The following is a 20,759-nucleotide window of genomic DNA, read 5'->3' on the forward strand; positions in this document are numbered from 1 at the left end:
GATCCCCGCTTTCTCTCGGCACGCGCGCTTCACATTATCGCTTGCCTGACTGTTCTGCCTGTTCAGCGCACGACGTGCGCTCAGCTGTCTCCGGTGCCGTCGTTGCTTGCTGCTTCGGCATCCAGCAGCACGAGATCATCTCGTTCCACCAGCCTGCTCGATACCGCGTGCTCGACCAGACGAGCCCGCCTGTTGGTCGCCAGCTTGCCCTGACCACCACGCATGCCCTGCACTCCGATGCGGTCGAACTTGTCGCACACGTTGTCGAGCTTGCGGTTGAACCTCGTACTCGTCCATCCGAGCCGCTTCGCGGCAGCCGCCGAGCTGGGGATCTCACTCGTCCCGGTGCCCTCGCGCCGCAGCAGCGGCTCGGCCAGCGACAGGATGAGGAGTTTCTGACTTGCGGTCAGCGGCACGTGTCCGATCGTCGACTCACCGTCATCCGTCGCATCGCGCGGCGTGATCTTCACTTCCGGCGTCTTGGCGTGAATCGTGAACTCGTATGTGGTCGGCCCTGCGGTGAACACCACCGAGGTCTGCTCGAAGACGATCGGCAGCCGCGCGCCTGGCGCAAGCCAGGCGTTGACGCCGCCCGACGAGTCCGTCACCGTCGCGGTGAGGCGTGCGCCGATGTTCGAGAGCCACCACAGTCCGTCGGAATTGGAGATCTCCAGGAACTGACGATGCAGGAACAGGTTGTCGTCGAGTTCCAGGTCGCCTTGTCTGCCGACGTAGAACGGCTTCTCCTCGGCGAGAGAGAAGTACTCCCCCGCGTACTCGATCGTGACATCCATCAGTTCACGCACCCCCTGGTCGGCTCGGGCGAGGAGCGCCCGTCTGCCCGCTTGATGAGCACCTCGATGCAGGTGCGGTCCGAGGGCCCGCTCTTTACTGCGGCACTCGTCTCTTCTGTGGTCTGGGTCTTGTCCGGTCCGTCGAGCGACATCTCGTACCAGAGGTAGACGTCGCCGTCTTCCGGTGCCGGATTCTTCCAGGTGAAAACGACCTCATCGCCATCGCGCGTGCCGACGACGTCAGTCACCGGAGGCACCACGCCCGCGATCGGATCCTTCGGATCGGGATCCGACGACGCCGTCGCCTGCGGCGTAGGGCTCAGCGTGCCCGCAAAGCTGCCAGCGAAGACGATCCCCATCACCACGGCCGCCACCCCGAGCGCTGCGGCGACCCAGCCCCACCACGGCATGCCACGTCGCGTCCGCTCGTGCGCCAGGTCGGGCGCCGGTTCGACCGCACCGGGGGCTGCCGCCGGCAGACGTGCGGATGCTGCGGACGGTGCGGGAGCGACCACGGTCGGCCTGCGCAGCAGCGTGGCTTCATCCGGGTCGCCGGATGCCGCGACGCCCGGCGCTCGTCGCTGCGTCTCGTCGAGGGCTTCTGCAGCGGCTGGATGCTCGAATCTCGGCCCCGCAGGAGCGGGTGCGCTCGGGCGCTTGCGCTCTGTCGTGGCCGAGGGCCGCGTCGCGGAGTGCGTGTCCGGGTTGATCGATCGGATCTCGCGAACCCGCGTCAGCCCGTCATCGTCGTCTTGCTCGTCTTCGTGGGCGGGGTGGTCGTCGACGATGTCGATGGGCGTCACCGAATGCGAGAGCTCGATCTGCACCTTCTGCAGCGCGCGGGCGAATGCGACGGCACTCGGGTAGCGGTCTTCCGGACGCTTCGCCATCGCTCGCGCAAGTGTCGCCTGCAGGCTGGCGGGAACATCTGCGCGTTCCAGCGACGGAACCGCCATGCGCTCGATGCGCTCGATCAGGTCGACACTGGTGTTCCGTTCACCCTTGCGCTCGAACGGCGAGCGGCCGGACAGCAGGGTGAAGACCGTCGCGCCCAGCGCGTAGACATCGGTGCGCACCCCGGTAGTGGGGGTCTCGGCGAACGACTCCGGGGGCGACCACGGAATCGACATCCCTTCGGCTTCGTCTGCAGCGCCAGATGCTCCGGTCGTCGACGCGATACCGAAGTCAGTGAGGGCAGGACGGTTGTATGCGGTGACCAGAATATTAGCCGGCTTGATATCGCGGTGCAGCACCCCGGCGCGGTGCGCGGTCTCGACCGCGCCGCTCACCTGCACGCCGACGCGCAGCGCTTCGGCGGCCGAGAACGGCTCCTTGCGGGTGCGGATCTGCAGGTTCGGCTTCGGGCAGTACTCCATCACGAGGTACGGACGACCGTCGGCGGCGACGCCGGCCTGGTAGATCGTGACGATCGCCGGATGCGTCGAGAGCAGCGCCATGACGTTGGCCTCGTTGGTGAACTCTTCGGCGGCCCCCGCGCTGAGGCGGTCGGCCAGCAGCACCTTGACCGCGACTTCTCGCTTCGGCAGCTGCTGCTCATAGAGGAAGACGTCTGCGAAGCCACCGGTTCCGAGCGGGCGGAGGTAAGTGAATCCGTTCAGCTCGGGTGGTGGCGATGGCGCGCGGGTCATCCGAATTCCTCGACGGCGATGGTGATGCCATCGCCGATGTCGATGACGTCGCCGCCCAGTACGAGGGTCTGCTCGCCGGGGTGCAGGCGCACCGGGTCGGCGCCCGGACGCAGCAGGGTCGAGCCGTTGGTCGTGTGCAGATCGATCACAACGACCGAATCACCCTCGGGACGCACCTCGAGGTGATTGCGGGAGATATCGGATTCGGGGCTGTCGACGGCGACCAGATGCGGCAACGTGCTGCCGCTGGCCCGGGTCGAGCGGGGCTTGCGGCCGATGATGACCGGACGATCGAGGTCGACCACCTGTCCTGTCGACAGCCGAATCCGCGCCGAGCTGGGTGCCGGTGACGCTGTGTCGGCAACCGGGATGACTTCCGTCGGCGCGTCGGGCGCGGATGACCGCTGACGCAGCTGCCGCGCCTCAGCAACGGAGATCGTGGCACCATCATGGTCACCGATGTCCGCGAGCATCGGCGCCGGTGCCGGCGCAGCCTCTGTCGCCACGTCGGGCAGCACGGGGGGTGCGGGGGGCACGGGCGGCGCGTTGCGCGCGTCGTCGGGGTCGCTGACGTCGCCGCGCGCCAGGACGACCTCATCAGGGGTGATCGTGTCGGTGGAGGCATAGGTGTCCTGCGGCGGGTCCGCCGACTCGGCGGCTGCCGCTTGCTCAGGCTCAGGCTCAGGCTCAGGCTCAGGCTCGGGTTCGGCCTCTGGCTCGGGCTCGACCGCTGGCTCAGCGACGTGCTCTGCGGACACGAGTGTTGCGGCATCCGCATCCGCATCCGCATCTTCGACGTCGGGGGCAGTGAACTCCTCCCCCACGCGGACACCGGAAGCGAGAACGACACCGGAGCGGATCGGGTACTCGACAGCGTCGGGCAGTGCCGTGAAGGTGATCTCGAACTGCGGGGCGCCTGGAATGAAGCGTTCACTCCAGGTCGTGATGTCCTCACCCGAGAAGCCCTCGTCGTGGCCGGTGCTCACCGTCACTGGCCCGCGGACGGCGAAGCGCACGCCGTTCGTTCCGATCAGTGCGACGGCGAAAGAGCCGAGCCCGGTGATGGCGCCGCCGGAGAGCACATCGATGACCTCGGTCAGAGCGGGCACGCCCTGTCGAAGCATCGCCGACAGAGCGACGACCTTGTCAGCGCTCGCGTCTGCGGGAAGGGCCGCGACGCCTGATTCCTCGATGACAACCTGCCACTCACCCGAACGGTAGATCACGTCACTCATCGCATTCCTCCATCCACGGCGGCACGCGGACGCGTGTCGTCGAGCTCATCGGCCTCATCTGCGTGCACGTGAACGCCCCGCGCCGAGGCCACGGTCAGCGCGTCGACGATCACCACCGTCACATTGTCGCGGCCACCAGCGCGCACTGCTTCTGCAGTAAGCATGTCGGCGGCCCGCTGCGGATCCGGCTCTGTCGCCAGCACCTCGGCGATCCGCTCGTCTGGCAGCTCCGTCGTCAGCCCGTCCGAGCAGACCAGCATCCGATCTCCGCTCTCTGCCGGGAACAGCCAGTAGTCGGCATCGCCGACGCTGCCCGCACCGATCGCGCGAGTGATGATATTCCGACGCCGATCGGACTTGGCCTGTTCTGGGGTGATCTCACCCTCGTCGATCAGCTCCTGAACGTAGGAGTGGTCGACGGTGATCTGCTCCAGCATGCCGTTCGAGAACTGGTAGGTGCGAGAATCGCCGATGTTCAGCACCAGCCAATAGCCGAGGCCGTCGACGCTGGCAATCACAACCCCACTCAGAGTCGTACCGGCGCCGGCGGTGCCCTGCTGTCCCAGGGCTCCGACAGCTGTGCGAGCGGATGCCAGCACATCGCGCACCTGCCCTATGCTCAGCGATTCCTGCCCGCTGAGGGTCGAGAAATGCTCCACGACCTTCGCGCTGGCGACCTCGCCGGCATCGTGTCCGCCCATGCCGTCGGCCACGATGAACAGTGGCGCTGCTGCGAGAAATGCATCCTCGTTGAGTCTGCGTCGGGCGCCGACATCCGTGGCGCTGGCGCTCCTGGTCATGATGGGAGCAGTCATGCGTACCCGCCGATCGTCACGATGCGGTCGCCGATCTCGAGGGCATCGCCCAGTCGTACCGGAACGCGCTGACCCGGAGGGCAGGCGATGCGCACGCCATCGCGGACGATCGATGTTCCATTGGTCGACTGCCTATCCAGCACCCAGCCGCCGCGCGCGTCCGCGCCGGCCTCGAAATGCGTCTTGGAGAGTGAGCGGGTCTCGTCGCGGACAGCGACATTCGCGGCACCGTCGCCTTCTTCGGGATTGCGACCGAAGACCGTGCGGCCCGAGACCATTGCGCGCTGACCATCGTCCCAGGTGAACACCAGACGATGGCCGGGAACGCTGATCCGCGTGGACTCGAAGTCCTCGTCTTCGAAGATCTCCGGCTCCAGCTGCGGATGCGGCTCGGCGTCCGGCTCGGGGTGCGGCTCGGGCTCCGGCTCCGGCGCTGGCTCCGGCTCCGGCTCCGGCGCGACGGCCGCCGGCGCGGGCGGCTCTTCGCGTCGCACCGGCTCCTGGGTGATGCCGGGCACGAAAGAGATGAGCGGATCATCCGGAAGATCCCGGGTGAGGTGCGGCGTGAGCACGGTCTGCTCGGCGACTTCCTCATCGACTGATGGCTGCATGACAGCTTCAGACGCCGCATGATCGGGCGATACCGCCGCCTGCGGCGTGGGCGGGACAACCGACGCCGGATCGGCAGCGGGCGCCGGCGCTGCGGCTGGCGATGGCGCCGCGAAACCAGGCATGGATGTCGGTGCGAGCGGAGCGGCGAAACCAGGCATCGAGGTCGGCGCCGACGACATCATCGGGGCAGGCCCACGATCTGGCACCAAGGGCGCAGCGGCCGCATTCATCTCCTGCGGCATCCTCTCCGCACGGTACGACTTCTGATCGATCATCACGGATCCGACGGCCTTGTCGTGCCAGCCCTGGAAACGACCCGACCCGTCGAACAGCGGCGAGAAGTAGCCCACCACGATCGAACCGGCGAGGCCGAAGACGATATTGCGCAGCAGCGCCCGCCAGAAGCTGATCGGCGATCCATCGGCTGCCGACGCCAGCCTCAGGCCCTGCGCGCGCATGCCCACCGATCCCCTGCCGGTCTGCATGAAGGTGTACACCAGCATCCAGCCGAAAGCGAGAATGCCGACGATCGGCATGACGACGAAACCGAGCGCGAAGAGCGTGCCGGTGGGCTCGCCGCTGCTCAGAGCGCTGACAGTCATCACGATGGCGATGATGGCGCCGAGCACCGGAATCACCGCGGCGATCAGCGCATCGATGATGTACGCCACCGCGCGCCGTTTGACCGGCGCGACCTGACCGAAGGGAAGCATCGTCATGGGGTCTCGCTCTCGGAGGTCGTGCTGTTGTGTTCGATGTTGCCAGGTTCGCGGCGAACGCGCGCGGTCGCGGCGGCTTTCAGTTCCTGCATCCGGACGCTCATCCGGCCGGAGCCGGTGAGAGAGCGGATGCTGACGCGGGCCTTCATGCGCTTGAAGAATCCGGCGTCCTTGCCCAGTCCACCCACCACAGTCTCGATCTCCTGCCAGAACGAGTCGACCTCGGCTTGGCTCGGCTCATCCGGCCCGAAGACCTGTCCGTCTGCGCGATCAGCGAGCGCGGTGACCGAGGGCACGGTCAGAGCGGCGGACACCGTCGCCGCCTCTTCGATGCGCGTCGCACCCGGCGCAAGGCGCGCGCCGTAGTCGACAGCACGGTCGGTGAGTTCATCCCAGCCGCCGCTGATCCGATCCGACGTGCGGTCGGCGTTGCGCCGCGAACGCCGCTTCGATGCTTTCCATGCGCCGATGACGATGAAGGGCGAAGCGAGCAGCAGCAGCACGCCGAGCGAGATGCCTCCGATGGCGAGGATGACACCGATGATCCCAAGGATATTGGGGGTCTCATCCTGCGGCTTGCGGTCATCAGGAACCGTCGGGGGCAGATCGATCGGCTCCTGCGGCGGGGGCGGCGGCTGCAGCACCTGCGGTTTGGGATCGACCCGGGGCTTGGTGTTCGTGTCGTTGGGGACTTTGTCCTTGGGCGGGGTCGGCGAGAACGGCACCCAGCCAAAGTCCTCGAAAGCGACCTCGACCCACGCGTGCACGTCATCGCCGGTCGCGGTGAAGACCGGATCGCCGGCCTGCTCCTCCTCCGGGTAGTAGCCCATCACGACGCGGGCCGGGATGCCGAGCTCTCGAGCGGCGAGCGCCATCACGGCGGCGTACTGCTCGTCGTCGCCGATCATCTGGTCACCCCCGAGGAGGGTCGCGATGCGCTCTGCGGTGTGTCCGGCTCGCGAGAGCACTTCTCCTTCGAGACCGTGGCTGAAGAAGCCGTCCTCGGCGAAGTGGGTCTCGAGTGCCCGCACCTGTTCGATAGGAGTCTCGGCATCGGTCACCGCGTCGGCGGCGATGTTCGAGAGATCTTCGGGCACGTTGGTCGCCTTCGGCATCCGGATGTTCGCGAACGCGGCATCCTTCAGCTGCTCATCGCTCACCGCCGCCGGAACGATCGCACGCAGCGTGTACGCGTCGCCCTCCTTCAGTCCGTCGACGACCACAGTGGTGCCCGTTCCGGTGTTGCTGTAGGCGCTGCGCCGCAGAGCGTCGGCGTGGTCGCCATCGAAGGCGAAGTCGTCGGCAACCTCGACGCTGGGCACCCAGACGCCGTCGTAGTCGCCGATCTCGAAGCGGAGCGAGACCGGCACGCCCTCGGCATCCGCCGCCATGTTCGAACGCAGCGGTGTGAAGGCGCTCGACGAGCCGGGGCCGCCGTCGGCGACGTTGAAGACGACGCCGTCCCACTCGTCCATCGCCGCGAGACGCACTCGCGCACCCTTGGGAAGGCCCGAGACGGTGAAGAGCGTCTTCTCCTTCTGATCGCGCACGTTCTTGCGGAACGACTGCAGCGGGCTCACGTAGTCGCGCACGTTGAATGGCGGCACGATGGCATCGCGGAAGATGTGGCGCGGCTCGGCGGGGGCGGATGCCGCGCTGACCGCCACGCCCGCGCCTGCGGCGACCGCGACCACTGCCACACCGCTGAGAACGCGCCGCAGCCGCATGTGCGCGGCACGGGTGGGATCGACCTGAGAGACGTCGACGGCGCTGCTGCTGGGCACCCACCAGGCGCGCAGTGACATCCAGGTCACGGCGCCACCGGCGAGGATGATGCCCTGCACCACGGGGAAGGCCGGGTCGGGAACGCCGAGCGCGATGACGAGGACGAATGCACCGATGATCGGCGCGAGCGCCCAGCCGACGTGGCGCAGGCGCAGCGCGAGCGACGCGGCAGTGACAGCCGCGACGAGAGCGATCAGGAACGGCACGAGCAGGTGGCCATCAGCGGCCGAGACCGGAGCGACGGTGGTGAGCAGCTGCTTCCACGCGGTCACAGCGCCGAGCGCCAGTGCACCGAGGGTATCGAGGGTGGGGATGAACCCCGCGATCGCAGTGTGCGAGAGGGCGAAGGCTCCGCCGAAGACGAAGTAGGCGGCGATCGTCAGACCGGCGACGATGAGAATGCCCCAGCCGCGCCAGGTGCACACGGCTGCGATGGCGATGCCGAGCAGTACCCCGCCAGCGGCGGCGAGGCCGAAGCTGCCGCCGCCGAAGGTGGGCCAGAAGCCGAGCAGGGCGACCGCCAGCAGCACAGCGACCGCAGCCAAGTCGAGCACCCAGCGCCGGATCGAGAGTGCCGGTGAAGGCGAGACGGCGGTCATGCGAGAACTCTCTGCAGTGCGATGGGGAGCTGCTCCAGCGCTCCGACGGTGACGACATCGGCTTCGCCGATCTTGCGCAGCTCGGGCTGCGCGAGTCCGGACTGCACGATGACAGCCAGAGCGCGCGCACCGAAAGGAAGGCGCGAGCAGGCCAGCCGCAGATCCTCGGCACGCACGGCGGTGCCGCAGACGAGCACGACCACACTGGCCAGCGGCATGTTGGCGCTGAGAACACCGGCGAGATCGGCGATGCCGCCCTCGCGGGGCTTGGACTCCTCGACCATCGCCAGAGAGTCAAGCAGCTGCTTGCCCGTGCCGGATGCCAGCTCTCGGCCCTGCACGCGCATGTCGACACGCTGAGAGTCGCGCAGCGCTCGCAGGCCGATCGATCCCGCCACCGAGATGGCGAGCTCGAGGTCGTCGTCGCTGCGGTAGTCGCCGCTGGAGCGAGAGAGCCCGATCACGAAGTGCGAGCGACGTGTCTCTTCGAACTGGCGCACCATCATCACCCCGGTGCGGGCGGTGGAACGCCAATGCACGTGACGGAGATCGTCGCCGGGCTGGTACTCGAGCAGCGTATGGAACGAGACATCGTCACGCGAGAGATCGGCCGCAGGCAGACCCTCCAGGTCGCGAAGGAACCCGAGCGACTGCCCGCCGAAGAGCACCGTCTTGGGGTGCACGTAAAGGTCAACCGGTTCATCACGGTGGTGCGCGCGTTCGAAGACGCCGAGCGGGTCGCCTCGAACGACGCTCACCGGGCCGACCTTGACGACCCCGCGGCGCTGCGTCGGGATCGTGAACAGCTCCTCGGCTTCCTGCGCGGGAGCAAGACGCTGGATCGTGAATTCACCGCGCCCCGCGCCTACCGGCATCACCACGCGCGAGGGGAGAATAGCCCGCGACCCATGATTCGCGAGCGTCAACGCGCCGACAGCTCGCTCGCCGACGACGACTCGCGTGCGGGCGAGATCGAGCGACACGTCGTACGCAGTGCGGCCGATGAGGAACGCCGCACAGATGACGAGGATGATGCCGAGCACCATCGCCGCCACGATCAGCTCCTGCCAGCCCAGCAGCGCACCGACGAGCCAGAACGAGACGGCCAGGCCGAACAGCACCCAACCCAGCGGCCGCACAGCCGAGGCGATCAGGCGAAGACCGTCGAGAACGCGCCCGCCGAGGACGGCCGCGATGTCGCGCCAACCGGCCTCGCGTTCGCCTCCTTCGACCGCAGCGATCGTTCCCGCCGACATCAGGCCGCCGTTCGCGCCTGCGGAGCCGTGACGCTCTCGAGTACCCGGCCGACGACGCTCTCGGCGGTGGTGCCCGCGAACTCAGCCTCAGCGTCGAGCAGCATCCGGTGCTGCCACACCGGACGCGCAAGAGTCTTGATGTCGTCAGGCAGCACGTAGTGGCGGCCGTGCGCTGCCGCCCAGACCTTCGCGATGCGGACCATCGCGATCGCGCCGCGCACCGAGACGCCCAGTCGCGTGGCTGAGTCTGCGCGCGTCGCCTCGGCGAGCTCGGCCGTGTAGCGCAGCACCGCGGATTCGACGTGCACGGTTGCCGCGAGGTCAGCCATGTCGGCGACCGCGCTGGTGGTGATCATCGCCGACAGGGCGGCCGCGGGGTTGCGCTGCGACGACCCGGCGAGAATGCGCTCGGTGACCGCCAGATCGGGGTAGCCGATCGACGTCTTGATGAGGAAGCGGTCGAGCTGCGCTTCGGGCAGCTTGTAGGTTCCCGCCTGCTCGACCGGGTTCTGCGTGGCGATCACCAGGAAGGGTCGGCCCGCTTCGTGGGAGACCCCATCGACGGTGACCCGCGATTCCTCCATGACCTCGAGCAGCGCCGACTGCGTCTTCGGAGAAGCACGGTTGATCTCATCGGCCAGCACGATGGAGGCGAAGATCGGGCCCTTGTGGAACTCGAACTTGTGCGACTGCTGGTCGTAGATCGTCACACCGGTGACGTCGGACGGCAGCAGGTCAGGGGTGAACTGAATGCGCGAGCTGCTCCCCTGCACGGTCGCGGCGAGCGCCTTCGCGAGGCTCGTCTTGCCCGTGCCAGGGGCGTCTTCGAGCAGCACGTGTCCTTCGGCCAGCATCGCGGCGATGACCAGACTCACCACGTCGCTCTTGCCCTGCAGCGCCTTGTCGACGTTCTCGACGAGACGGTGGAAGGTGCCCTGGAACCAGGTGGCCTGTTCGGGGGTCATCGTCATCGTGTTCGTTCCATTCTTCTATTCGAGAAATCTGCTACTACCACGTCATCGCCTTCGCATTGCCCCAGCCCTCGATCGTGACCCACACTGTTGTGCCCGGGTTGCCGTAGAAGCAGCTGAGAGTGGCCTTGCCGTTGGCTGGCACGTACACGGACCTGCCGCCCCAGCGCTGGCTCCCACTAGGTCCGTCGTTGCAGTACAAGTTGTAGTTGCCGGCGGGGAAGTCCTTCACCTGGATCGCCATCGTCGCGCAGGACGATGCCGTGCAGGATCCGGTGCCGCCCCAGCCCACAGGCCAGGATCCAGATGCGCCCTTCACTGTCTGCGCGGTGGGCTGCGGCGGACTGCTGGTCTTAGCCGAGTACGTCTTGGACTCGGCCGTGCCACCCTCGGCGACCGCGCGCACCTTGATGCTGTGCGTCTGGTCGTAGCCGTTGCCGACGGTCGTCGTCCCAGAGGTGGCCTTCTTCTGCCAAGCCCCGCCGTCGACACTGATGTACGTGGTCACCGCACGGCCGTTGTCGGATCCACCCGCGTTCCAGGTCAGCTTGATCGCCTTGTCTCCGGACTTCGCCGCGCTACCGGTCGGGGCGTGCGGCGCTCCGAAAGGAATAACGCTGCTCGAGGCCTTCGCGGGGCCCGGGTTGGACTGCTGACCGCCAACGACCGAATACGCGCGCACCTTGACCGTGTACGTCGTGCCGTTGTTCGCGGCGATGTCCGACGTGCCGTTCCAATTCGTCCACGCCGCGGAGTTGAGCTGGTACTGGTAGCGGATCTCGCCGCGCTTCGCTCCGTTCAATGCCGAGTCCGGCAGCACGAATGCCACCTTGATCGCCTTGTTCTTCGGAGTCGCGGTGACGCTCGAGGGCGCGCCCGGCTGGCCGAACGCACGCTGCGGGGCGGACTGCGGACTCAGCTTGCTCCAGCCGGCCTTGTTCTCTGCCCGCACCGAATAGGTGTAATCGGTCGAGTTCGTCGGCACCGGCACGGTCTGCGAGCGTGCACCGCCACCACCGGGGACGGGCACCGTCTTGAAGACGGAGCCTCCTCGGTAGACAGTGAGCTCGTACCCGCGGATGGCGTCGCCGTTCTGCGCCGCGGCATCCCAGCTGACGGTCATCTGCGCTTCGCTGCCGACCGACGGGGCGCTGCTCACGCGAGGAGCTCCCATCGTGCCGGGCGGGCCAGCCGGAATCTCGGTGGCGGAGTACTCGCTCCAGCTCGACGGGTCTGGTGCCCGGTTGTGAGCTTCCACCCGCACGGCATAATCAGTGCCGTTCTCCAGACCCTCCCACACCAGCGAGTTGCCGACCACGCCGACCTTCTGGCTGCTGCCCGACGGCGGCGGAGGCGAGATCTCGAGGGTGTAGTTCTCCACCGGAGACCCGCTGGACGTCGGAGTCGTCCACGCGACCTTCAGCGACTTGTCACCGAATTTCAGCGTCGGCGGAAGCGGCTTGTCCGGCCGCGTGTCCGGGCGCGCCGGCTGTGATGCGGAAGAGGCAGGACCCTCGCCGACGCGGTTGTGGGCCGTCACCTGGAACGTGTATTCGACGTTGTTCGTCAGGCCATCGAGCGTGCACGTCGTCGAGGCGCAGGTCTTCGAATACGGGCGGCCTCCCACAGAGGTGACGGTGTACTCGGTGATCTCGGCGCCGTTGTTCGACGGCGATGCCCACGCCAGGACCACAGTGCGGTCTTCGACGCTGCTGACAGTGGGCTTGCCCGGAGCATCCGGAACGCCCTGCACAGCCACCGTGATGCGGCCGTCGACCTCGCGATCAGGGTCCTTGGTGGCGTCCTGAATGCGGTAGCGCACGACCATGACTCCGACGAACGATGCAGCAGGCGTCACTTCGACCTGATCGCCGACGGCCTGCGCTGCTCCACTGCCGCTCTCCAACGAGGCAGAGAGAACCTTCAGCGGGTCCCCCTCGGCCTGGAACGGGTTGATGTCGTTGTTCAGCACTGGCACGACGATGGTCTTGCCCTGGTCGGCTTCGTCGATCGTGTCGGGGCTCGCCACGGCCAGATTTCTCGTCGACGCGGTCACGACGATCTGCACGCTGCCCTCGATCGGGTCGGTCGTGCCATCGCTGATCCGCACACCGACACTCGCCGTCGTGCCCTTCGGCGTGCTGGAGCCGGTATCGGCGAGCAATGTGCTGCCGTCCATGCGCACATTGATGCCCTGGCCGGGCTGATCCGAGATCGTGAATTTCAGGTTGCCGTCATCCTCCGGATCCGGATCGGATGCCAGGGCCGCCAGATCCAGCGAGGTCGCGTCCTCGCCCGGTGCGATCTGCATCTGGCTGTCGGTGAACGTCGGCTGCTGATTCTTGGGCGGTAGCACGTGAATCGGAATGGTCAGTGTGGCCTTGCGCCCCGCAGGGTCATCCGGTCCGGTGCCGTCGGTGACCTCGAAGGTCAGCGCGTCATCGCCGAAGAAGCGATCCTTCGAGGTGTAGACCAGCGTCGTCTCATCCTTGATCAGCGGATCGCCGTTCGCATTGATCGCACTGACCTTGGCAGCCTCGGTGAGGCGGACGTCGCCGCCACCGGCGACGATGACGTACTCCTCGAGCGGGAGCTCCTTCGTCTCTCCGCTCATGACCTCGAGCGGCTTCGTCGACTCCAGCCGTGGGCGCATCTCCTTGAGCGCTGGAACGAAGATGAAAGCGGATGCCGACAGCTCGTCCTGGTCGGTGATCGTGTAGCGGATCAGCTGTCGCTTCTCGCCGACCGTGACGCGCACCTTGCCGTCGGGCAGCTGCTGGGCGCCCGCCTCAACGGTGACATCGACGCCCTCGATCGTGCCGTCGGGGTCTTCGTCGTTGCGCAGAATATCGAGATCGACATCGAGCTCGCCGTCCTTGACGTCCTCGACCTGCACGCGGTCATCGCGAGCGATCGGCGTCATCAGCGGCACGTCCTCATCCACCGTCACGAGGATCGAGGCCGTCGCATCGGCACCCTTCGCATCGCGGATCGTGTACTGCAGCGAGGTCTCCAGCGGGCGATCAGGCACCTGGATGATGACCCGATCACCGGAGACCTTCGCCGTCAGCCCCTCGACGTCGCTCGGCAGGGTGAGACCGTCCTTGACGAGTCCGATCTGATCGCCCTCGGGGTCGGAGTCGTTCACGAGCACGGGTACGGCCACCGACCGCCCGGGGCGCACGACCACCGCGTCGTTCACTGCATACGGCGGCTGGTTCATGGCCTCCGGCGGCGCGATGCCGACCCGGACAGTGGCGATGCCCTCCTTGCCGAGGCGATCGCGCACGCGATAGGTGAACGTGTCGACGCCCGTGGACGCGTCGAATGCCTCATACGTCAGATAGTTCGCGCCCTGCTCGCTGACACGGCCCTTCGACGGGGCGGTGTCGACGCCGATCAGCTCGACGGAGTCGCCATCAGCATCCAGGCCATCGAGCGGAATCGGGATGTTCACCCGCGAACCAGACAGAGCTCGCGCCGTGAGGTCCTGGGGCCGAGGCGCCGCGTTGGTGCCATCCACGACCGGGACGATCTGCACGGTGACGTGGCCGCCGGCCTTCTGCCCGCGCGAATCCACCGTCTCGTAGGTCAGGTAGACGGTGCGCGGCTCGTTGCCGGCCCGGAATCGCACGGTGTCCTGCGAGACGAATGCCTCGCCGTCCTCGGGGTCGACGAGCGGTTCCACGAGGTCGGGAGCGACATGCAGCACGTCGCCGTTCGGGTGAACATCGTTGTCGAGCACGGGAATCGTGACGACATCGCCGACGCGCACGACCGCCTCGTCGTCATTCGCGACCGGCGGCAGCAGCTTCGGCGGTGCCGGGATCGGGATGACGACGACATCACCCTCCGCCGATTTCACTCCGTTGGAGATGCGATAGGTGATGCGCACCGGCTCGTCCAATGCGCCCTGGTCGCTGATGCGCAGCGTCTCGTGGTTGAGCACCGAGACGGCGACGCCGCTCTGCGGTGGAACACTCACCGACTGCACGACCAGCACGCCGCCGGAGGGGTCGGTGTCATTGTTGAGCACGCCGACGAGCGCTTCGCTTCCGCTGGGCAGCATCGCGACATCGCGCACCGCCACTGGAGGGAGATCGCTCTCGCGCTCGTCGAGCACATCGACGCGCACGATGCCCTTCGCCTGCTTCGGACCAGCCGTGGCAAGGTACTGCACGTAGTACGTGCCCTTGGTCTCGGCGCGGAACGTGAACTGCCGATTCGGGTAATCCTTGACGATGGTCGTGCCGGGTGTGTCCTCGACGCGAGCCAGGCGCAGGCGCTCACGCCCGGCGCTGGTGTCGTTGGTCAGCGGGGCCACCGTGACCGTCTCACCGACGCGCGTCACGACGTGGTCGGCGTTGGTGAGCGGATTCGTCGAGCCCTCGGGCTTCACATCGAGAAGGATGGTGCCCTCGGACACCTTGCCGAGGGCGTCGGCGACATGCACCTTGACGTCCTTGCGGCCCTGCAGACTGGCCACCGCGCGGTAAGTGATCTGACCGTCGGTGGTGAATTCGACCTCATCGCCGGGCGCGGCTTCGACATCGCGCAGATAGAGGTCATCGCCCTCCGGGTCGATCCAGTCGGGCAGCACGTTGTAAGCGACCGTCCCGCCGGTCTCCACCGCGAGCTTCGTGGTGCGCTTCGGCTTGGGTGCGGAGTTCTTGTCCCAGTCGTACACGGTCACCGTCACGGTCGCCGTGTCGGTGCCCTTGCGGCCGTCATCGATCTCGTAGTCGAACTTGGCTCTGCCGGTCGCGTCCTCGGGCACCATGATCTGCAGGGCAGCGCCGTTGAGAACCGGCTGCACCTCGCCGATCGACGGCTGCTTGCCGAGCAGCGAAGCGACGAGAACATCGCCATCGGCGTCGTTGTCGTTGTCGAGCACCGGGAGCAGGGTGGTGCCGCCGGGGCGCACACCCAGGTCGTCGTCTTCGGCGACCGGTTTGGTGTTCTCTTCCTTGCGCTCGGGCAGTGAGGTCTCGACCGTCTCCTGAGTGGTGTCCTCTTCGTCTTCGCTCTCGCCCTTCGGCGGAACCAGGACGCTCCAGTCGTCGACGCGCTGCATGCTGCCGTCGGCCAGCCAGGCGGCGCCGCCGAGAATGTCGTTGAGCACGATCACGTCGCGGTTGACGCGGAAGGTGAGCTCAGCGGATTCCTTCGCGCCCGGGATGTCTTCGGCGACGTCCAGCGAATCACCCGCACAGTCCCGCACGAACTTTCCGGATCCGCCCCAGGCCGCATAGGTGCAGCCGCGCAGCTGCACGGGCTCGGTGGGATTGCCGTTGTTGCCGGCCTGCGTCGATGTCGCCTCGTCGCCATCGAACGGCACCCGCACCAGCGCCGTCGGCGTGGCGAGCACGACCCCATCGGCTGCTTCCGATGGGCGCTGCAGCACAGCATCCCTCGAGTCATCGAGTTCGGTGCGGAACCCGCCAGGAGTGGTGACGACGCCCGCGGCCGCATCGAGAACGATCGGCGTGGTTCCGACCACGGTGATCGTCGAGGCCGCCGCCGGGTCGAGCTTCCCCACCGACGCCGTCTCGGGGTCGAGCGGAAGTCCTTCGTTATCGGCGGGGATCGTGACGACCTCGCCGCGCTTCGACGACAGCGCGTATACGGTGCCATCGCTGCCCACAGCGACATCTGCGTTCTTGCCGAGTTCGACGAGAGGCTTCTTGCCCTTGATGTCGAAACCCGAGAGCGCCTTGGCGGAGGTCACCCACAGGTCGCCCGACTTGCTGTCGAGAATGGCCACCGTCGTGCGCCCGAGCGCGATCTTCGCGTTGCCCGGAATCGGCGCGCTGTCGGTGAGCGAGACCCGCGCAGGATCGATCGCCGTGACCGTGTCCTGGCCCTGGTCGACGAGGAGAACCGTCTCGGCATCCTGCAGCACGTCGTAGTCGTCGCTGGATGCGCGGAGGCCGCCGTCGAGAACGGTGGATTCGTGGTTGAAGTGACCCACGAGCAGGCTCGATGACTTCGTCAGCCAGACACCGGCATCGTTCAGGTCGACCTTCGTCGTCGGGAAGCCGTCATAGGCGACCGCCATCGTCGTCAGAGTCAGTGCTCCGATCGCCACTCCGGCGGCAGAAGCCAGAGTTTTCGGCCGTGAACGAACCCAGTTCATCGCCTTCATCTCGAAATTCCCCCTCGACAGCGCACGCGACGCGCCGGGCCCATCCTACCCGGGGCACTTCGCCGACCCTGAGTCCCGACCATGGGGAGAACTACCCTCCGCGCGGCGGCTCAGCCGTCTCCGGCGCGCCAGCATCCGCTGACGTGGTCGTCGACCATCCCGGCCGACTGCATGAGCGCGTACATCGTGGTCGGCCCGACGAAGCGGAAGCCGCGGGCGCGCAGCGCCTTGCTCAGAGCCGTCGATTCGTCGGTCACCGCGGGCACGTCGCCCAGCTCACGAGGTCGAGAGCGAGCGGATGCCGATGGCGCGAACGACCACATCAGAGCGTCCAGTTCGCCTTCAGCCAGCCGCTGCACAAGCGCCGCGTTCGAGATCGTGGCCTCGATCTTGGCGCGGTTGCGGATGATCCCGGCATCCGCCATCAGCCGCTCGATGTCTTCCGGGCCGAACGCCGCGACGACAGCGGGATCGAACCCCGCGAACACCTCTCGGAACCTCGGCCGCTTGCGCAGGATGGTGATCCACGACAGGCCAGCCTGGAAGCCTTCCAGCGCCATCTTCTCGAACAGCGGTCGATCGCCGTGCAGCGGCGTGCCCCATTCTTCGTCGTGGTAGCGGCGGTACTCCGCATCGTCGCCGACCCAGCCGCAGCGGTGTCGCTCGTCGGGGCCGATGCGCAGCGAGCTCATCCGATCAGGCGTTCCAGGGGAACGGACGATCTCGATCGAGCTCGGCGTCTTTGCCGACTCCGGCAAGGGTGTCGCCACCGGCGCGCACGCAGATCCACCGCATCGGTGCGCCGCTGTCGGGAAGGCAGCGCAGCGCGTGCCACGCATCGCGGCCAGCGCGCACGATGGTGCCCGGCGCGAGCGGAAGGACCTCGTCGCCGAGGGCGAACTCGCCCTGCCCGTCGATCACGATGTAGACCTCTTCGAGCGCCGAGTGCCGGTGCCAGAAGGGTGATTCTCCGCCGGGTTCGGTGGAATTGATCGAGACGCCCATGAACTCGGCGCCGATCTCCTTTTCGACGAACCTCTTGCCGGCCTCTGCCCAGCTGTCGAGGTCGCCCATCTCTGTGACGTTGCTGTTGCTCATGCCCATCACGCTATCGGCAGTTCCGGACACCGGGGGCTATCGGCTCTTCTTCTTGAGCGCCTTCTCTGAGATCGGGGCGTTGCCGGAGGCCTCCAACTCGGCGAAGTACGCGCGAGCATCGTCCTGGCGCTGCTGCTCGATGCCGCTCGCGATGGTCGCACGCACGTGCTCGGGCTCATAGCCGAACGCGTTGACGAGATCGAGCGCGTGCGGGCGCAGCCGGGCGCAAAGGCGGTCGATGTAGCGCGAGACGGATGCTGCCCGCTGCGCCGACAGGCGACCGTTGATCAGGTACCAGGCGAGGTGCTTCTCGATCAGGTGCAGACCGAACAGGTCGCGCAGCCAGGTGAGCACCTGGGCCGTGCTCTCGTCTTCAACCGTATGCACGGCATCGGTGAACGCCTCCCACTCCAGCAGCTCGCCATGAGCGCGCGCGGCTTCGATGAGCTCGGACTGGTTCTCGTTGAACAGCTTCTCGCCGAGCACCTTGTCCTTGCCGGCGGGGCGCATGCGCCCGGCGATATCAGCGACCATCTGCTGCACGCGGTCGGTGAGCAGCTCATGCTGCTGCTCTTCGCGCAGGCCGTATTCGACCGAGCGCGCGGTCGAGCCGAGGTCGGCGACCGACTGACCGAACTGGCGCAGTCCTGCACCGTGGAACACTTTACCCGCGGTCTGGCCGACGGCGAACTTGGCGAGCGCCGCAGCATCCTTCCCCTGGAACTGCTTCGCGAAATCCGTCAGCAGACGCTTGCCGACGAGCTGCAGCAGGATGTTGTTGTCACCCTCGAAGGTGGCGTAGACGTCAAGGTCCTGACGAAGCCCGACCAAACGGTTCTCGAACATGAACCCGGCGCCGCCGCAGGCCTCTCGGGCTTCCTGCAGAGTGTCGAGCGCGTGCCAGGTCGACAGCGGCTTGAGCGCCGCGGCGAGGGTCTCGAGGTCTTCGCGGTCGTCGGGTGTGTCGGTGCGGCCGGAGAAGACGCCGTCGAACTTCTGCAGGAACTCATCGTGCGCGAAGAGGTGCGCGTACGTGGTGGCCAGCCGTGGCAGCAGTCGGCGCTGGTGCTTGGCGTAGTCGAGGAGTACTGTCTCCTGCCCGTTGGCACCATCGAACTGCCGGCGCTGGGTTCCGTAGGTGATCGCGATGTGCAGACCGAGGGCGGAAGCCCAGGATGCTGCCCCGTCGAGCGAGACACGCCCCTGCACGAGCGTGCCGAGCATGGTGAAGAAGCGACGCCCGGGGCTGTCGATCGGGCTCGTGTAAGTGCCGTCGACAGCGACGTCGCCGTACTTGTTCAGCAGGTTGGTGCGCGGCACCCGGATGTGTTCGAAGCTGAGGCGGCCGTTGTCGATCCCGTTCAGCCCGCCCTTGAGACCATCGTCCTCCCGACCGATGCCGGGGAGGTCATTGCCGTCGTCGTCGCGCAGCGGCACATAGAAGCAGTGCACGCCGTGGTTCACGCCATTGGTGATCAGCTGCGCGAAGACCGTCGCTGCGACCCCGTGCAGGCCGGCGTTGCCGAGATACTCCTTCGTCGCAGCCCGGAACGGGGTGTTGATGACGAATTCCTCGGTGTCGGGGTCATAGGTGGCGGTCGTGCCGAGAGCGGCCACATCGGATCCGTGGCCGATCTCGGTCATCGCGAATGCGCCCGGAATGTCGAGGTTCATGATGCCGGGCAGCCACTTCTCGTGGTGCTCGGCGGTACCGAGCTGCAGCACGGCCGAGCCGAACAGCCCCCACTGCACGCCGGCCTTGATCTGCAGACTGGGGTCGGCGACGACGAGCTCTTCGAAGCCGGCGACATTCGCGCCGTTGTCCTCTTCGCCGCCGAAGGCCTTCGGGAACGCGCGGTGCACCGCGTTGTTCTGCACCAGCAGATGCAGCTGCGAGAGCACGCGCTCGCGGTGCTCATCCATGCCGAGGCTGTCGTCGCGCCAGAACGCGGAATCCTTGATGAGCTCGCGCGACGTGCGGCGCGTGTCGGCCCAGGTGCCGAGAAGCAGCTCGTTCACGCGCGAGACGTCGATGCCGCCCTCAGTGTGCGCGACGGATGTGGACTGAACGGCAGCGTCGACCATGGTGGTTCCTCTCGGCGGAAGTGGATACCTAAACGGTAGGACTTCAACAACCTTTCGTGAAGTCGACTGTCGGCATGACACAACAGCATCCGCTCCCATCGCTGCCCGCGGTTGTCGCCTCGCGACAGATTCCACCGCCGTCGACGAGAGCGGATGCTGCGCATCACCACGCGGTCTTGATCGTGCCGTTGCCTTCGATGACCGTGCGCACCTGATCGCTGGTGAACGCCTTCTTCAGCGCGGTGGTCGCCTCGGTGTCGGCGTTCTTCTGCTGCACGACGAGGTTCAGCGCGAACGTGTCATCGAGCTCGGCGATGAGCCCATCGTCATCTGGGTTGAGGCCCAGAGCCACGATGTGCGAAGGCCATTGGAACACCAGATCGACCTCTTCATACGCGGCGTTCAGCGACGCGATCGGGACCTGCAGGAAGTCGACGTTCTTCGGGTTGTCGACGATGTCCTTGACCGTCGACTCGTAGGGGTCGACCTTCGGGTCGAGCGTGATGATGTCGTTCGCGGCGAGCAGCTTGAGTGCGCGACCGGTGTTCGACGGGTCGTCCGGGATCGCGATCTTCGCGCCGTCGGGCAGGTCGGCGATGTCGTCGAGCGTCTTCGAGTAGAAGGCGATGACGAAGTTGTAGACCGGCTGCACCCCGACGAGGGTGCCGTCGTTGCCGGCGTTGAACGACTCCATGTATGGCAGGTGCTGCGAGAAGTTCGCGTATACGTCGCCGCTGTTGAGGATCGTGTTCGCGGTGACGTAGTCGCCCACCTCGACGAGTTCGATCTTGTAGCCGTCTTCGATGGCTTCACCAGCCGCTTCGACGACATCGGTCATCGGCGCGGTGACCGCGGCGACCTTCAGGGTGACCGGGGCGTCGCCCGTGGCATCCGTCTTCTGGTCGTCTGCGCCTCCGGCACAGCCGGTCAGCGCGATCGCCACTCCCAGGGTCGCGGCCAGCAGACCGACGCGTGACTTCTTCATTCGTGTGTTCT

General features: G+C 66.9%; 13 protein-coding genes. All 13 read right to left on the reverse strand.

All coding sequences use genetic code 11. The annotated features are described in order from the left end of the window. Window positions 1–80 precede the first annotated feature (80 nt). On the reverse strand, window positions 81–797 hold the full coding sequence (locus tag FM104_RS14620; protein ID WP_087132996.1) for a hypothetical protein: 717 nt from the start codon (window positions 795–797) through the stop codon (window positions 81–83). Beyond that, entirely contained in the window at window positions 794–2,443 is a 1,650-nt protein-coding gene (locus FM104_RS14625) for a serine/threonine-protein kinase (protein ID WP_087132957.1), read from the reverse strand. Before FM104_RS14625 ends, FM104_RS14620 begins: the two co-directional genes overlap by 4 nt. Next, window positions 2,440–3,678, reverse strand: a complete 1,239-nt coding sequence (locus FM104_RS14630) for an FHA domain-containing protein (protein WP_087132958.1) — start codon at window positions 3,676–3,678, stop codon at window positions 2,440–2,442. Before FM104_RS14630 ends, FM104_RS14625 begins: the two co-directional genes overlap by 4 nt. Beyond that, window positions 3,675–4,493 carry a PP2C family protein-serine/threonine phosphatase gene (locus FM104_RS14635; RefSeq protein ID WP_087132959.1) on the reverse strand — a complete coding sequence of 273 codons (819 nt, stop codon included), beginning with the start codon at window positions 4,491–4,493 and terminating at the stop codon, window positions 3,675–3,677. Before FM104_RS14635 ends, FM104_RS14630 begins: the two co-directional genes overlap by 4 nt. Continuing rightward, complete coding sequence (locus FM104_RS14640) at window positions 4,490–5,824, reverse strand: RDD family protein (protein WP_087132960.1); 1,335 nt, start codon at window positions 5,822–5,824, stop codon at window positions 4,490–4,492. The genes FM104_RS14635 and FM104_RS14640 overlap by 4 nt, the downstream gene beginning before the upstream one ends. Continuing rightward, a complete protein-coding gene (locus FM104_RS14645; RefSeq protein ID WP_087132961.1) occupies window positions 5,821–8,208 on the reverse strand; it encodes a transglutaminase-like domain-containing protein in 2,388 nt (795 codons plus the stop codon). Before FM104_RS14645 ends, FM104_RS14640 begins: the two co-directional genes overlap by 4 nt. Beyond that, window positions 8,205–9,464, reverse strand: coding sequence for a DUF58 domain-containing protein (locus FM104_RS14650; RefSeq protein ID WP_087132962.1), 1,260 nt, complete (start codon window positions 9,462–9,464; stop codon window positions 8,205–8,207). Before FM104_RS14650 ends, FM104_RS14645 begins: the two co-directional genes overlap by 4 nt. After that, window positions 9,464–10,435 (reverse strand): AAA family ATPase, encoded by a 972-nt coding sequence (locus FM104_RS14655; RefSeq protein WP_087132963.1) that lies wholly within the window; start codon window positions 10,433–10,435, stop codon window positions 9,464–9,466. The genes FM104_RS14650 and FM104_RS14655 overlap by 1 nt, the downstream gene beginning before the upstream one ends. Window positions 10,436–10,472: 37 nt before the next feature. After that, window positions 10,473–16,571 (reverse strand): Ig-like domain-containing protein, encoded by a 6,099-nt coding sequence (locus FM104_RS14660; protein WP_256971690.1) that lies wholly within the window; start codon window positions 16,569–16,571, stop codon window positions 10,473–10,475. Window positions 16,572–16,690: 119 nt separating this feature from the next. Beyond that, entirely contained in the window at window positions 16,691–17,272 is a 582-nt protein-coding gene (locus FM104_RS14665; RefSeq protein WP_087132965.1) for a DNA-3-methyladenine glycosylase I, read from the reverse strand. Between the two features lie 4 nt (window positions 17,273–17,276). Beyond that, complete coding sequence (locus FM104_RS14670; RefSeq protein ID WP_179206828.1) at window positions 17,277–17,678, reverse strand: cupin domain-containing protein; 402 nt, start codon at window positions 17,676–17,678, stop codon at window positions 17,277–17,279. A gap of 36 nt (window positions 17,679–17,714) precedes the next feature. Next, window positions 17,715–19,763: an acyl-CoA dehydrogenase family protein gene (locus FM104_RS14675; RefSeq protein ID WP_087132967.1), complete on the reverse strand. Its 2,049-nt coding sequence runs from the start codon at window positions 19,761–19,763 to the stop codon at window positions 17,715–17,717. Window positions 19,764–19,926: 163 nt separating this feature from the next. Further along, a complete protein-coding gene (locus FM104_RS14680; protein WP_087132968.1) occupies window positions 19,927–20,748 on the reverse strand; it encodes a MetQ/NlpA family ABC transporter substrate-binding protein in 822 nt (273 codons plus the stop codon). Between the last annotated feature and the right edge of the window lie 11 nt (window positions 20,749–20,759).

Source organism: Microbacterium esteraromaticum (genome assembly GCF_900163815.1).
Taxonomy (GTDB): Bacteria; Actinomycetota; Actinomycetes; order Actinomycetales; family Microbacteriaceae; genus Microbacterium; species Microbacterium esteraromaticum_B.

Bases quoted from the DNA above. Each gene is read 5' to 3' on its own strand.
- FM104_RS14640 (WP_087132960.1), bottom strand. From the start codon at position 5,824: ATGACGATGCTTCCCTTCGGTCAGGTCGCGCCGGTCAAACGGCGCGCG.
- FM104_RS14650 (WP_087132962.1), bottom strand. From the start codon at position 9,464: ATGTCGGCGGGAACGATCGCTGCGGTCGAAGGAGGCGAACGCGAGGCC.
- FM104_RS14665 (WP_087132965.1), bottom strand. From the start codon at position 17,272: ATGAGCTCGCTGCGCATCGGCCCCGACGAGCGACACCGCTGCGGCTGG.
- FM104_RS14645 (WP_087132961.1), bottom strand. From the start codon at position 8,208: ATGACCGCCGTCTCGCCTTCACCGGCACTCTCGATCCGGCGCTGGGTG.
- FM104_RS14655 (WP_087132963.1), bottom strand. From the start codon at position 10,435: ATGACGATGACCCCCGAACAGGCCACCTGGTTCCAGGGCACCTTCCAC.
- FM104_RS14670 (WP_179206828.1), bottom strand. From the start codon at position 17,678: ATGAGCAACAGCAACGTCACAGAGATGGGCGACCTCGACAGCTGGGCA.
- FM104_RS14680 (WP_087132968.1), bottom strand. From the start codon at position 20,748: ATGAAGAAGTCACGCGTCGGTCTGCTGGCCGCGACCCTGGGAGTGGCG.
- FM104_RS14625 (WP_087132957.1), bottom strand. From the start codon at position 2,443: ATGACCCGCGCGCCATCGCCACCACCCGAGCTGAACGGATTCACTTAC.
- FM104_RS14675 (WP_087132967.1), bottom strand. From the start codon at position 19,763: ATGGTCGACGCTGCCGTTCAGTCCACATCCGTCGCGCACACTGAGGGC.
- FM104_RS14630 (WP_087132958.1), bottom strand. From the start codon at position 3,678: ATGAGTGACGTGATCTACCGTTCGGGTGAGTGGCAGGTTGTCATCGAG.
- FM104_RS14635 (WP_087132959.1), bottom strand. From the start codon at position 4,493: ATGACTGCTCCCATCATGACCAGGAGCGCCAGCGCCACGGATGTCGGC.
- FM104_RS14660 (WP_256971690.1), bottom strand. From the start codon at position 16,571: ATGAACTGGGTTCGTTCACGGCCGAAAACTCTGGCTTCTGCCGCCGGA.